16 protein-coding genes are annotated in these 13319 nt (G+C 61.6%); 7 read left to right on the top strand and 9 right to left on the bottom strand.

Going from position 1 to position 13319, the window contains the following annotated elements:
- Positions 1–450 precede the first annotated feature (450 nt).
- The 6 genes from rpmH (at position 451) to ACWBU6_RS29430 (ending at position 4876) form a co-directional block, all read left to right on the top strand.
- Complete coding sequence (gene rpmH / locus ACWBU6_RS29455; RefSeq protein WP_078035393.1) at positions 451–588, top strand: 50S ribosomal protein L34; 138 nt, start codon at positions 451–453, stop codon at positions 586–588.
- Positions 589–609: 21 nt separating this feature from the next.
- Positions 610–1017, top strand: coding sequence for a ribonuclease P protein component (rnpA, locus tag ACWBU6_RS29450; RefSeq protein ID WP_452649635.1), 408 nt, complete (start codon positions 610–612; stop codon positions 1015–1017).
- Positions 1014–1247 carry a membrane protein insertion efficiency factor YidD gene (yidD, locus tag ACWBU6_RS29445; protein WP_452646855.1) on the top strand — a complete coding sequence of 78 codons (234 nt, stop codon included), beginning with the start codon at positions 1014–1016 and terminating at the stop codon, positions 1245–1247. The genes rnpA and yidD overlap by 4 nt, the downstream gene beginning before the upstream one ends.
- Before the next feature lie 8 nt (positions 1248–1255).
- Entirely contained in the window at positions 1256–2992 is a 1737-nt protein-coding gene (gene yidC / locus ACWBU6_RS29440; protein WP_452646854.1) for a membrane protein insertase YidC, read from the top strand.
- A gap of 123 nt (positions 2993–3115) precedes the next feature.
- Positions 3116–4495, top strand: a complete 1380-nt coding sequence (mnmE, locus tag ACWBU6_RS29435) for a tRNA uridine-5-carboxymethylaminomethyl(34) synthesis GTPase MnmE (RefSeq protein ID WP_452646853.1) — start codon at positions 3116–3118, stop codon at positions 4493–4495.
- 192 nt (positions 4496–4687) lie between these two features.
- A complete protein-coding gene (locus ACWBU6_RS29430; protein WP_452646852.1) occupies positions 4688–4876 on the top strand; it encodes a hypothetical protein in 189 nt (62 codons plus the stop codon).
- 6 nt (positions 4877–4882) lie between these two features.
- Here ACWBU6_RS29430 and ACWBU6_RS29425 read toward each other — a convergent pair whose 3' ends face one another.
- Entirely contained in the window at positions 4883–5482 is a 600-nt protein-coding gene (locus tag ACWBU6_RS29425) for an Hpt domain-containing protein (protein WP_452646851.1), read from the bottom strand.
- 48 nt (positions 5483–5530) lie between these two features.
- A complete protein-coding gene (locus ACWBU6_RS29420; protein WP_452646850.1) occupies positions 5531–6502 on the bottom strand; it encodes a CAP domain-containing protein in 972 nt (323 codons plus the stop codon).
- A gap of 113 nt (positions 6503–6615) precedes the next feature.
- Between ACWBU6_RS29420 and pssA the strand changes: the two genes are divergently transcribed.
- The gene (pssA, locus tag ACWBU6_RS29415; RefSeq protein ID WP_452646849.1) at positions 6616–7398 is read left to right on the top strand and encodes a CDP-diacylglycerol--serine O-phosphatidyltransferase; all 783 of its coding nucleotides are present in this window, start codon (positions 6616–6618) and stop codon (positions 7396–7398) included.
- A gap of 105 nt (positions 7399–7503) precedes the next feature.
- Here pssA and ACWBU6_RS29410 read toward each other — a convergent pair whose 3' ends face one another.
- Genes ACWBU6_RS29410 through ACWBU6_RS29380 form a run of 7 tightly spaced genes read right to left on the bottom strand, consistent with a single transcriptional unit; the run spans position 7504 to position 13319 of the window.
- A complete protein-coding gene (locus ACWBU6_RS29410) occupies positions 7504–8379 on the bottom strand; it encodes an aldo/keto reductase (protein WP_452646848.1) in 876 nt (291 codons plus the stop codon).
- Positions 8379–9524 carry a D-alanyl-D-alanine carboxypeptidase family protein gene (locus ACWBU6_RS29405; protein WP_452646847.1) on the bottom strand — a complete coding sequence of 382 codons (1146 nt, stop codon included), beginning with the start codon at positions 9522–9524 and terminating at the stop codon, positions 8379–8381. The genes ACWBU6_RS29410 and ACWBU6_RS29405 overlap by 1 nt, the downstream gene beginning before the upstream one ends.
- 37 nt (positions 9525–9561) lie before the next feature.
- On the bottom strand, positions 9562–10194 hold the full coding sequence (locus tag ACWBU6_RS29400; RefSeq protein WP_452649634.1) for an alpha/beta hydrolase: 633 nt from the start codon (positions 10192–10194) through the stop codon (positions 9562–9564).
- The gene (locus ACWBU6_RS29395; protein ID WP_055932001.1) at positions 10194–10514 is read right to left on the bottom strand and encodes a (2Fe-2S) ferredoxin domain-containing protein; all 321 of its coding nucleotides are present in this window, start codon (positions 10512–10514) and stop codon (positions 10194–10196) included. The genes ACWBU6_RS29400 and ACWBU6_RS29395 overlap by 1 nt, the downstream gene beginning before the upstream one ends.
- 27 nt (positions 10515–10541) lie before the next feature.
- A complete protein-coding gene (locus tag ACWBU6_RS29390; RefSeq protein ID WP_452646846.1) occupies positions 10542–11732 on the bottom strand; it encodes a VanZ family protein in 1191 nt (396 codons plus the stop codon).
- A 3-nt stretch (positions 11733–11735) separates the two neighbouring features.
- Positions 11736–12371 carry an ABC-type transport auxiliary lipoprotein family protein gene (locus ACWBU6_RS29385; RefSeq protein WP_452646845.1) on the bottom strand — a complete coding sequence of 212 codons (636 nt, stop codon included), beginning with the start codon at positions 12369–12371 and terminating at the stop codon, positions 11736–11738.
- Between the two features lie 9 nt (positions 12372–12380).
- Complete coding sequence (locus ACWBU6_RS29380; RefSeq protein WP_452646844.1) at positions 12381–13319, bottom strand: MlaD family protein; 939 nt, start codon at positions 13317–13319, stop codon at positions 12381–12383.

The raw sequence follows: 13319 nt of genomic DNA, 5'->3' as shown, positions 1-13319 counted from the left end.
GAATCTGTCTATATGCAAAAAGTGTGGGAGGGCGTTCGTAATCGCCACACGTAACGCGCTATTTTAGCCGCTAAGTCGGAAGTTATCCACAGGTTAACCAGAATTTTTGCACAACCGTGCTGGGGTTGGTCTTTTTGCAACCAAACTGATCAAAACCGGTAAACCGGGGCCTGACCCGCAGGGTCAGACCCCTCATATGCGGCTGCCGCGGGTTGGTGTCAGACCCTGCGGGTCTGACACCGGGTTACCGGTTTGAAGCGGTTTAAGTGGTTGACAGTAAACCGAAAAATCCCGATAATCCTGGGTTCCCCGCCCGTAGTCCGTGATTTTTCAGATACGACGCGCGGATTTAGCGGGCAGTGAGATTGGCGCAGTGCGCGAAATGTCATTGGCACCAACATTTTTAGGGACACCGTCCGTCCCGATTTTGTATTTTTTAGCGAGACCAACATGAAACGTACTTACCAACCTTCCGTTGTGCGTCGCAAGCGCACCCACGGCTTCCGCGCCCGTATGGCTACCCGTGGCGGCCGTCAAGTCCTGAACGCACGTCGTGCAAAAGGCCGCAAGCGTCTGGCTGTAGTTTAAGCACGCTTGTTAGCTGATCGCGTGGAAAGCTGTCCTAACAGCTCGACAGGCGAAGGCAGACACGACTTCGCTCGCGCTCGGCGCATCATAAAAACGGATGAATTTTCATCCGTTTTTAGTTTGCGGCCAACGCAGAAGAGCGCGCACTTCGTGCTCTATACCCGCCAGAACCAGCTGCCGAATGCGCGGCTGGGCATTGTCGTTGCCAAACGCTTTGCACCGCGCGCGGTCACCCGCAACACCATCAAACGCGTCACGCGCGAACTGTTCCGCGTTACCGACCTTCCTGCCATTGATTGCGTGGTGCGCCTGTCGCGCCCCGTCAACAGCAAGGACGGCCCGGCCACCACCGCCAGGCTGAAGGCCGAACTGCGCCAGGAACTGACGCGCCTCTTTGCACAAGCCAACAAGGCCAGGCCGGCGAAATGAATACGCTGCTCAAACTCCTGGTGCGCTTCTACCAACTTGCCATCCGTCCGCTGATGGGGGCGCCAAGTTGCCGTTTTTACCCTAGCTGCTCCAACTATGCGCTGGAAGCCCTGCGCGAGCATGGTGCGGCTCAAGGCAGTTACCTGGCATTGCGCCGGGTATGCCGCTGCCATCCCTGGAACGCGGGCGGGTTCGATCCCGTGCCGCCCAAGCACTTCAACCACTCCTGAAGAACCGAATGGATATCAATAAACGCTCAATCCTGTGGATCGTCTTCGCCGTGTCGCTGGTTATCCTGTGGAATAACTGGATGATCTCGACGGGCAAGCCGTCCATGTTCGCTCCGGCGCCTGTCAAGCCAGCCGCCGTGGCTACGGCGCCGGCGGCTGCCGGCGGTACGCCTGCTCCAGCCGCTGTAGCCGGCACCGCCGCTGCGGCGAATGGCGCCGCTGCCGCTGCACCGATCAAGACCGAAGTGGTGACCATCACCACCGACGTGATGCGTGTCGATATCGACACCCTGGGCGGCACCATCAAGCGCCTGGAACTGCTGAAGCACAAGGAAGCCGGCGATCCGGGCTGGCTGGGCGGCTGCTTCGGCCTGTTCGAGTTCTGCAAGCCTAAGGGCGGCCAGAAGACCGAAGTGCTGTTCACCGAGAATGGCAAGCATATCTACCTTGGCGAAACCGGCCTGGTAGGCGCTCCTGGCCTGCCGAACCACCAGACCGCGTTCGTGGCTCAGCCGGGCGCGCGCATGCTGAACGACGCCAACCAAGTGAAACTGGTGCTGGAGGCGGAGCAGGGCGGCGTCAAACTGACCAAGACCTTCACCTTCAAGAAGGGCGACTACGTGGTGGACGTGCAGCATACCGTCACCAACACCAGCGCCGCACCGTTGGCACCGCAGCTCTACCTGCAGCTGAAGCATGACGGCACCCCGCCGGAAGGCGCCAGCTGGATGAATCCATCCTTCATCGCTCCGACCATGTACACCTCTGAAGGCCAGTACAAGAAGTACGAGTTCAAGCAGATCGAGAAAGATGCCGCGTCGCTGGCAGAAGATCCTAAGTTCAAGCCTGGCCACGTAACGGAGGCAAAGGACGGCTGGGTCGCGATCGCGCAGCACTTCTTCGTTTCCGCTTTCGTACCTCAGGATAAGCTGGAGCGCACCATCTTCACCAAGAAGGAAGGCGAGAACCTGTACTCCATCGGCGTGGTGCAGCCGCTGGGCACCGTGGCGCCAGGCGCCACCGTGACCAATACTGCCCGCCTGTACTCCGGCCCCCAGGATACCGATACCCTGAAGCAGGTCACCGAAGGCCTGGACCTGGTGAAGGACTACGGCTTCCTGGCAATCGTGGCACGCCCGATGTGGGCCGCGATGGCTGCCATCCACTCCGTGGTCGGCAACTGGGGCTGGACCATCATCGCCTTCACCGTGGCCATCAAGCTGCTGTTCTTCCCTCTGTCGGCCGCTTCCTTCCGCTCGATGGCGAAGATGAAGACCGTGACGCCGAAGATGACCGCCATCCGCGAGCGTTACAAAGGCGACCCGCAGAAGATGAACCAGGCCATGATGGAGCTGTACAAGACCGAGAAGATCAATCCTCTCGGCGGCTGCCTGCCTATCCTGGTGCAGATGCCGGTGTTTATCGCCCTGTATTGGGTGCTGAACGCGTCGGTTGAAATGCGCGGCGCTCCGTGGGCGCTGTGGATCACTGACCTGACCCAGCACGACCCATGGGCGATCCTGCCGGTCCTGTATGCGATTTCGATGTACATCACCACCAAGCTGAACCCGCAACCGGCGGATCCGGTGCAGGCCAAGATGATGATGTTCATGCCGATCGCCTTCTCGGTCATGTTCTTCTTCTTCCCGTCCGGCCTGGTGCTGTACTGGGTAGTGAACAACCTGCTGTCGATTGCGCAGCAGTGGGTGATTACCAAGAAGATAGAGGTTGGCGTAGCCAAGTAATGACAGAAAAGCCCGCGCCAGACGCGGGCTTTTTTTTGAAACCGGCAAGGCGGCCGCAGCCAGTCAGTGTCTGACCCTGCGGGTCAGACACTGGTTTACCGGTTTAAAGATTAGAATCAGAAAATGAACTTAGACTCCTCCCCCATCGCAGCAATCGCCACGGCGCCCGGCCGCGGCGGCATCGGCGTTGTGCGCGCGTCCGGCAAGAACCTGCAGCCGCTGGCGCAAGCCCTGTTCCAGGGCACTGAACTCAAGCCGCGCCACGCCACCTACATCCCCTTCACACAAGCCGACGGCAGCATCATCGACCAGGGCATTGCGATCTGGTTCAAGGCGCCGCACTCCTACACCGGCGAAGACGTGATCGAGCTGCAGGGCCACGGCGGTCCGATCGTGTTGCAAATGCTCTTGCAGCGCGTGCTGGAAGCCGGCGCCGAACAAGGCTTGCGCCTGGCGGAGCCGGGCGAATTCACCCGCCGTGCCTACCTGAACGACAAACTGGACCTGGCGCAGGCCGAAGCCGTGGCCGACCTGATCGACGCCTCTACCGAAGCAGCCGCCAAGTCCGCCTCCGCATCGCTCAGCGGCGCCTTCTCGCAAACCATCCACGCCCTGGTGGAGCGCGTCACCCACCTGCGCATGCTGGTGGAAGCCACGCTCGACTTCCCGGAAGAGGAAATCGACTTCCTCGAAAAGTCCGACGCGCGCGGCCAGCTGAAAGGCATCGTCGAAGCGCTCGACCAGGTGTTCAGGCAAGCCTCGCAAGGCGCCTTGCTGCGCGAAGGCCTGAACGTGGTGCTGGTCGGCCAGCCGAACGTCGGCAAGTCTTCACTCTTGAATGCACTGGCCGGCGCCGACGTCGCCATCGTCACGCCGATCGCCGGCACCACGCGCGACAAGGTCAGCGAAACAATCCAGATCGAAGGCATCCCCCTCAACATCATCGACACCGCCGGCATCCGCGGCCATGATGAAACAGTGGACGTGGTGGAGCGCATCGGCATCGAACGTACCTGGGGCGAAGTGGGCAAGGCCGATGTCATCCTGCACCTGCTGGACGCCGACCACGGCCCGACCCGCCACGACGAAGCCATCGTCGCCAACTTCCCGCAAGGCGTGCCGGTACTGCGCATCTGGAACAAGATCGACCTGTCCGGCCACAAGCCATCGGTCGACGAGATGCCGGATGCAACGCACATCTACCTGTCCGCCAACGAGAAGACCGGCATCGACCTGCTGCGCGCGGAACTGCTGCGCATCGCCGGCTGGCAGCAAACCGGCGAGTCGCTCTACCTCGCGCGCGAACGCCACTTGATCGCATTGCGCAACGCATCCCGGCATCTCGACTACGCCGGTCAGCACGCCGCGCAAACCGACCAGTCGCTGGACCTGTTCGCGGAAGAGCTGCGCCTGGCGCAAGTGCAGCTCTCCACCATCACCGGCGAGTTCTCTTCCGACGACCTGCTGGGCGTGATCTTCTCGCGCTTCTGCATCGGCAAATGATGACGCGGAACTAAGTCCTATCGCGCCAGTGCATCCCATTGGAATAATTTTGTTTCTTTTGGTGCGCTGGCGCACGTTGAGTCACCTATGCCACTGATTTAATCCTGCTATTATTTTGTTGAGGCAGGTCATGTTCCTGTCTGGGCAATGCAGTAACCTTGGTTCCAGGGCTTGTCTGTAAAGGGGAATATCGTGGAGACGCAACAGGAAATCCCACCCGCTGAAAATGTCGCGACGGCCGAGCGCCCAAGCGGCGTGCGCCAATCGTTGCCTCCCAAGGGCTCCTGCTGGTACTGCGAAAAACCACTGGACGCCGTGCGCCGGTTCTGCGGCAAAGAGTGCGCGGATTCTTTCGATGAAGAGGCGCACTTCTCAGGTTGATAGCGGCTAGAGTTCCATCTCCAGCACGTCCAGTGCAGTTTCGAAATCGAATGCATGCGTCGCCGCCGCAATCATCTGGAAGGTCGGCACGCCTAACGCAGTTGCCAGTACCGTCGCCGATTTTTCCACCAGGTCGATAGCAGCACCATCACCTTCACGCAGCAGTCCCACCAGTTCTTCGATCAATGCGCGCAACTGCGCGGGATCGACCGCGGGCGGCGCGCTTGCCGCTGCCCTGCCGTCATGCTCACACAGGAGATTGTCGATCCTGCCGCAGGTTTCGCGCAGCAGCACTGAAAGTTGCGAGAGCAGGGCGTCGACGTCGGCGCTGTCGGCAATGGCGTTTTCCACCAGCACCGCCTGGTCGTGCACGAGCTGCGCGCCGATCAGGCCCGCAGATCCTTTCAGCGAGTGTGCTGCCAGTTGTGCCTTGCTCTCCTGCTGCTGCGTCAGCAGCGACTGGATACGGTTACAGGAATCGCGATAATCCTGCAGGAAGCGGCGCAGGATCTGGAGGTACAGCGCGCGTTCGCCCATCAGGCGATCCAGTCCCTCCTCGACGTCGAGGCACTGGCGTATTGGTGCGCTGGAAAGGAGGTTGCTCATCAGGACAGAATTTAGCACTCTGTCCCGATGTGGGCTAGGGGAGGGACGTTATTTTGTCGTAAATGACCAATTTTTCGTCACTGCGATACTGTCGACCGTGCCGGTGAAGCTCACGTCATACGTGGTGTTGCCGGTCAGTGTAGACAGCGGAACAATGGAGGCGGCATGCACCGGCGTATGCTGGTCGGTGCTGCTGGTCAGCAGGCGCGTGTTCATTTGCGCGCCACCGCGCGGGCGAACGGTGAAGCTGGTCACCGTGATATTGCCGGTGATGTCCGAGTGCACGCTGATCGGGTAGCCGACGCGGTTCTGGTTCGGTACCGGGTCGGGCGATTCGGTATCGCTGTCGAAGGAGGTCGGGACCGCAGTCTGGCCGCTCTTCGGATAGGTGACGATATTGCCCTTGCCCAGGCCGGCGCCAAAACCGTTGCGGGTCGCCATGTTCGAGGTGAAGTAGGTGTAGCCGCTGCCTGCAGTAGAGGCGCCGGTGCCCATCTCGCGGAACTTGGGTTCGAAAATCACGAAGCGGTGGTAGATCGCTGCGATCAGTTCTTCCGCGTGGTAGAAGCCGGAGCGGTCGCCGGCGGCGGAGATCACTTCGCCGTATGCATACGAGGTACCCAGGGTGTAGCCGGCGTTGTTAAGGCGGTCTGCCACCGTCACGCCGGTAAAGCCCGGATTGCCGGCCACCTGGTCGTGCGACACCGTGTTATTCAGGCGCAGGTAGTTCGAATGGCCAAGGGCCGCCTTGTTCAGCAGCTCATTGCAGGTCAACATGGCGAGGCCGATGTCGGCGCGGCGGTAATTGAACCAGTTGAAGCCGTCGATAGCCGTATCGCCGGTTGCGCCTGGCACGCCCGTTGGCGAAACGACGCAGGACGTCGTCGGCGGGTTGTTAACCGGCGGTTCGAACACCGGGGGAGCGGAACTATCACCGCCGCCACCGCCACCGCAAGCGGTGAGGAGGGCTGCGACCAGCAGGGTTGGCAACTTCTGGTGCCACTTATTGAGCGTATACATAGTGAACTCCTTTATGGCGCGATTCTATGCCAATTTCAGGCAATATGTGTTTCTTTTGTTATCCACGGGGCGATGTAAAATAGCCTTTCTCTTTTGATCATCATTGCCATAATTTGAATACTCAACGACATCAGCGGTTCCAACGCGCCAAATTTGCCTTACCCAGCACGGTAACGCTGCTTTCGATCGCCTGCGGGTTTGCCAGCATTGTGATCTCGGTCGATAACGCCCATCTCGGGCTGGCGCAGGATTACCGCCTGGCTGCGGCCTTGCTGGTGCTTGCCGGGATTTTCGACGCGCTGGATGGCTTCGTGGCGCGCGCCACCGGTACCGGTTCCGATTTCGGCGTGCAGCTCGATTCGATTGCCGACGTGATGAACTTCGGCTGCGCACCGGCGGTGCTGCTGTACTGCTATGGCTTCGTGCAAATGGGACCGGCGGATCCGACCCTGCTGCGTGTGGGCGGGATTGCGGCGTTCTTCTTTGTGGCCTGCGGTGCGCTGCGGCTGGCGCGCTTTAATGTGAACGTGGGGCGTACCGATCCGAAGTACTTCGTGGGGATGCCGATTACGGCGGGTGCGGCTTGCGTGGCTTCGGTGGTGGTGGCCTGGCCGGAGTTTCCGGATTCGAGCCTTGAAGGGTATTTCGTGGTGGCGCTGCTGTTTGTGGTTGGCAGCCTGATGGTGTCGACCATCCGCTTCCCCAGCTCGAAGCAGAAGAAAAGTACTGCGGCGCTGGTGCTGCTGGCGGTGAATGTGGGTCTGCTGGTTTGGCTGCAGGCTTATTATTTTGTGCTGTTCTTTGTGGTGTATATCGTGTTTACCGTGGGGCTGAACTTGGCATGGCGCACCGGGTGGCGCGGGATCGCGCCGCCGCAGGTTTTTGCTGATGACTGAACAAAACCAGTAAACCGGTGTCTGACCCGCAGGGTCAGACACCGATACTCGGCAGCCGCTGGCCAGGTGTCTGACCCTGCGGGTCAGACTACCGGTTTACCGGTTCTAAGCGACTTCGTGCCCCCGCGCCGCGCGCAGTATCTCAAACCACTGCGGCCTGCTCAGCGTAAACCGCGTCGCCTCCACCGCCACCTCGACAGACTCGATGCGGCCCGAACCGGTGAGCGGCACCGGCCTGCAAGGCAACTGCATAATCCAGGCAAACACCACGCTGGCAAACGGACGATTTAACTCATCCGCCACTTCCTTGATCTTCAGGCGCAGCCGCTCGCCCTGCTCGTCGCCGGCAGTGAACAAACGTCCGCCGCCCAAAGGCGACCAGATCATCGGCTGCACACCCAGGTCCTGCAGCCCGTCAAAAGTTTCATCGAACATCGGCTGCAGGTGCAGCGGCGAAAACTCCACCTGGTTGGTCACCAGCGGCACGCGCTTGTTCAGCGCCTCGAACTGATGCCGCGAGAAGTTCGACACCCCGAACTCCCGCACCTTCCCCTCGGAGCGCAAGCGCTGGAACGTATTTGCCACCTCATCGAAATCCATCAAAGGATCGGGGCGATGAATCAGCAGCAAATCCAGGTAATCCGTGCGCAGCTCCTTCAGCGAATTCTCCACCGATGCAACGATATGCGCCGCGCTGGTGTCGTAATGCTGGATGGTGTGCGTGGGGCGGCGGCCGGAAACCAGCTTGATGCCGCATTTGCTCACGATCTGTATCTGCTCGCGCAGCGACGGCTTCAAGGCCAGCGCCTCGCCGAACAAGCCTTCCACGCCATAGCCGCCATAAATGTCGGCATGGTCAAAGGAGGTCACGCCCAGCGCCACGCACTGCTCGATGAAGGCCAGCCGCTGCTGTGGCGTCATGTCCCATTCGGTCATGCGCCACATGCCCGCGACAATGCGGGAAAGGCCCAGTTTCGCCATTACTTCATCCACAGGCGCACGGAATCCCATGCGCGGCCGAAGATCGAAGCCTGTTCAACGGTCTCCAGCGCCACGACCGGCAGTTCCAGCAGCGGTTTGCCATCCACCATCATCTTCAGGGTGCCGACGCGGGTGTTGGCTGCGACGGGGGCCACCAGCGGGTCCTTGCGCTCCAGCAGCGGCTTCATCTTGGCAGCCACGCCTTTCGGCACGGTCACCAGCACGTCGTTGGTGAAGCCGATCTTCACGGTCGCCTGCGAGCCTTTCCAGATTTCCGGCGTGTAGACCGCCTGGCCCTTGGAGTACAGCTTGACGGTGTCGAAGTTCTGGAAGCCCCAGTTCAGCAGCTTCTGGCTTTCCGCGGTACGGGTACCGTCGGAATTGGTGCCCATCACCACGGAGATCAGGCGGCGTTCAAGGTTGCCGGCAGGGCGCTTGGCCGAAGCCACCATGCAGTAGCCGGCGGACTCGGTGTGGCCGGTCTTCATGCCGTCCACGGTCGGGTCGAGCCACAGCAGGCGGTTGCGGTTCTGCTGGGTGATCTTGTTGTAGGTGAAGCTCTTCACCGAATCGATCTTGTAGAACTCGGGGAAATCCTGGATCACATGGCGCGCCAGCACCGACAGGTCGCGTGCGGTGGTGAAGTTGTCCGGCGATGGCAGGCCGTGCGGGTTGGCAAAGCGCGAATTGACCATGCCCATGCGCTGCGCCTCGCGGTTCATCAGGGTGACGAAGGCCGATTCGTCGCCGGCTACGGCTTCGGCCAGTGCCACGGCGGCGTCGTTGCCGGATTGGACCATCAGGCCGTGCAGCAGGTCGTTGATCGAAACCGGGGTGGCCGGATCGATGAACATCTTCGACGAGCTGGAGTCCACTTTCCATGCCTTGACCGACACGTTGACCTTCTGGTCCAGGGTCAGCTTCTTGTCCTTGATCGCCTGGAAGGTCAGGTAGGCGGTCATGATCTTGGTCAGGGAAGCCGGTTCCACGCGCGCATCCGGGTCCTGGGCGGCAATCACTTGCCCGCTGGTGGAATCCAGAAGCAGCCAGGATTTGGCGGCGATGGTTGGCGGCGGCAGCGTTTGCGCCACCGCCGAAGTCATGAGCAGCACACTGGTTGCCAGTGCAGCGATGATCTTTTTCATTGGTGCTTGTTCTTACTAGTAGGGGTTACGGGGAAAATTATTGTGCTTTCGATCCCCACAAGGCGATCACCCAATTCTTGATGTGACCGAGCTTGCGGTGGAAGAAATGGTCGGCGCCGGGAATCACGATCACAGGAATGTCCTGCGGGCGTGCGTAATCCAGCACGTCGATCAACGGGATCGTTTCATCGTTCTCGCCGTGGATCAGGATGGTGTCCGCCGGTACGTTGGCGATCTGCCATTTGGCAGCGGCGGTGCCAACCAGCACCAGGCGTTCCGCCGGGGTGCCGGCGTCGGCCAGGCGCTGCGCCAGGTGCGACTGCACGAAGGTGCCGAACGAGAAGCCCGACAGCGATACCGGCAGGCCGGGGAAGCGCTGCACCATGTGCTGGTACAGGATCATCATGTCGTCGGTTTCGCCGTGGCCGTGGTCATGCACGCCCTCCGACGCACCGACACCGCGGAAGTTGATGCGGGCGGCCACATAGCCCAGCGCCACGAAGGTACGCGCCAGGGTCTGCGCCACCTTGTTCTCCATGGTGCCGCCGTACAGCGGGTGCGGGTGGGCCACCAGGGCGATGCCCTTCGGCGTACCGGCCGGCATGTCGATCAGGCCCTCCATCAGGCCGGCGCCGCCCTGCAGCGAAAACTTCTCGGAATTCTTGTTCATCATTTGATCTTGAGTCGCTCTACTTCTTTGCCGTTGACCAGGTGGCTGTCGACGATCTCGTCGATGTCGGCGGTGTCAACGTAGGTGTACCAGGTGCCTTCCGGGTAGACCACGGCTACCGGGCCGTGCTCGCAGCGGTCCAGGCAACCGGCGGAATTGATGCGCACCTTGCCTTCGCCGTTCAGGTTCAGTTCCTTGCAGCGTTTCTTGGCGTGCTTCTGGGCGGCTTCGGCGCCGCGCGGGCCGCAACTTTCGCGGCCGTCATCACGGTGGTTCGTACAGAAGAACACGTGATGCTTGTAGTATTGGTTGTCGCTCATCTGAAGCCTCGTTTGTCATGCAGGCGCTTATTTTACCGGGGTTTCCCGGGTTTCCTTGTTCAGCTTGTGCGATGGCAGGCAAAGGTACCAGAGGGCTGCCAATGGCCATGCCAGCGACAGGAACTGGGCCGCGCCGTAGAAGTTAAGGAATTTCCCCTGCACCCAGGTCTGCAGCGTTTCGCTGAAATACGGGTTGGTCGGGGTCGTGTTGACGATCAAAAGGCTGAGCAGCAACGTTGCCACTGCCAGCCGGCGCTGCGCCACGTGGGGCGCGAAAATCAGGCCACCCAGCATGATCACGCCGATCAGGAAGCCGCCCTGGGCGCCCGGCGTGACCCATACGAAGGCCGCGTCGGGGCCGAGTTGCAGCGCGGTCGACAGCGATTTCACCAGCACGGCGGCCACTACCAGCAGGGCAACCAGCGGCGCACGCGGCGCCGGCTTGCGCAGGATGCACAGCAGGGTCAGGGCCGCTCCCACCATGCCGCAGGCGGTGACGATGGTTTCGGACAGCCAGTACTGCTCCACCGTCAGTGTCACATCGGGACGTACCAGGGCGGCCAGATCGATTTCCATGTCCAGCAGTTCGCTCAGCCATTCGGACAGGATCGGCAGCAGCTGGCCCAGGCCGAACAGGAAGCCTTGCGGATAGATCTGCGTCAGCGGCCATAGCGCCACCAGCACCAGGCCCTGGCTGGCGTGCTGGGCGAACCAGCGCTGGCGCAGCTTGTAGGCATTGCTGGTGTCCATCAGCTTGTGTGCGGTCAGCGAGCCGATGAAGGCACCGATGATCGAGCCGGCACTGTTGGTATAGAAATCCAGGTTGGACGACACGCGGGTCGGCAGATAAGTCTGCACCGCTTCCATCGTGCCCGAGACCAGCATGCCGGCAATGCTGGCCAGCAGGAAGCCCCAGAAACCGGTGACCCTGGGCCGCATCGCATATACCAGCAGCATGCCGAAGGGGATATAGCCGATCACGTTGATGCCGGCATCGAAACCCGTCCAGTAGCGCGGCAGCGAAGTCCACTCCAGGAAGATCAGCGGGGACAGGCCCTGGTTCTGCCAGCCGGAGAAGGGGAACCAGCTCGCATATACGATCAGCACCATGTAGGCGAGCAGGGTCGCTCGCGCCACTGGCGAGCCGGTGCGCGCCTGCGGCTCGGAAGCCGGGGGCGGTGTCGGCGCTGGGGATTGGGCGGGCGCTTCTTCGCTCATGTCTTACCTGGGCATGGTTGCCAGCCAGGTCAGGATGTCGGCGGCGATGCCGTCGGTGCTTTCGGCCAGCGCACTGGCGCCGCCTGCCGCGTCGGCGCTCGGCGCGCGTGCCGTGCGGCTGAAGGTGCGCTGGTCGACCAGCCTGTGGTCGCGGAATATCGAGGCGCGCAGGGTGATGCTGGCGCTGCTCTGCGTAGCGCTGTCGAAGTTCTGCGAGAACTCGTCGGCTTCAAGGCGCAGCAACGGCAGGCCGCCGGCAGCGTCGGATGTCGACACCACTTTGACACCGGATTGTGCGATGCGGGCTTTCAGGCGCTGCGACAGCAGTTGCAAGGGCGTCACCGACCAGTTGTTGTAGGCGTAGGGGCGCGATTGGCGCGCGTCGGCATACATCAACCGGTAGAACATGCGCTGCGTGTCGAGCGAAGCAGGGCCATTCACATCAGACACGACGAGGGCTGTAATTCCCCGCGCCGGGCTCCCGGCGCCATTCGTGCCATGCATTCCCGCAGCGGCAGGCGCCAGCGGCGGTCCCATCGGGCCAAAGTCGTAGGAGGTCGGCTGCGGCCCCTTGCTCGCGCAGCCCGCCAGTGCGGCAGCGGCGGAGACAACGGCGATCAGGAGAATGTTCTTCTTCATTGCTGGTCCTTATTTGCCAGAGGGGTCGAAGCCCGGTTCGCCCGGGCCCGGCGGCGTGCCGGGTGCGCCGAACAGGATACTCGACGGGCGATCGCTAATATTATTCATGGTGCGGCGGATGGCGCGCATGGAAGACTTGGTTTCATCGGCCAGGCCCGTAACGCCTGGCAGCGTCTCCAGTTCAATGCCGCTTGCCACCGCCTCGACGGAGGTCGTGGCGCGATCGACCGAAGCGGTAATACGCTGCACCGCGCCGTCCGGGCCTTGCAGGGTGCGCGTCACCTTGGTCGCCTCATTGGCCAGGGTATCGACCGACTGCAAGGCGCGGTCGCTGCGTTCCACCAGCGCCGGAATCTTCTGCACCGCCGGATCCAGCTTGGCCGCCAGGTCCTTGTACGACTGGGCGGCATCACTCACGTCGCTGAAGGCGCCCAGCATCGTCTTCTGGTTTTCCGGACTGAGCAGGGTATCCAGCTTTTTGGTGGCTTCTTCCGCCTTCTCCAGGATCGCCGTACCACGCTTCTCCAGCTGGTCGAACAGGCCCGGTTGCAGCGGGATGCGGCTTGGATTCTGCTTGCTGGTCTCCAGCGCCGGCGAACCGACGGCTTCGTCGTCCAGCTGGATATAGGCGATGCCGGTTACGCCCTGATAGCCCAGTGTCGCATAAGTGGTCTTGGTAATCGGCGTCGCCGGGTCGATGCTCAGGTGGATCAGGATCTGGCCGGCCAGCTTCGGATCGAAGTCGATCTCGTCCACCTTGCCTACTTCCAGCCCGCGGTAGCGCACCGCAGCCTGCGGGTTCAGGCCGGGAACCGACTGCGTGGTCGCAATCAGGAAAGGGTCATACTTCACCCGGTCGCGATTGAACCAGATGCCGAACAGGATCGCGGCGATCAGCAGCGAGATCGTGAAGATGCCTGTCATCAAAGCGTGTGATCTGTTTTCCAT

The sequence above is a fragment of the Pseudoduganella sp. HUAS MS19 genome (assembly GCF_053615455.1).
Note: the sequence above shows the minus strand (reverse complement) of the source record. Positions and strands in the feature narration are given on the sequence as shown.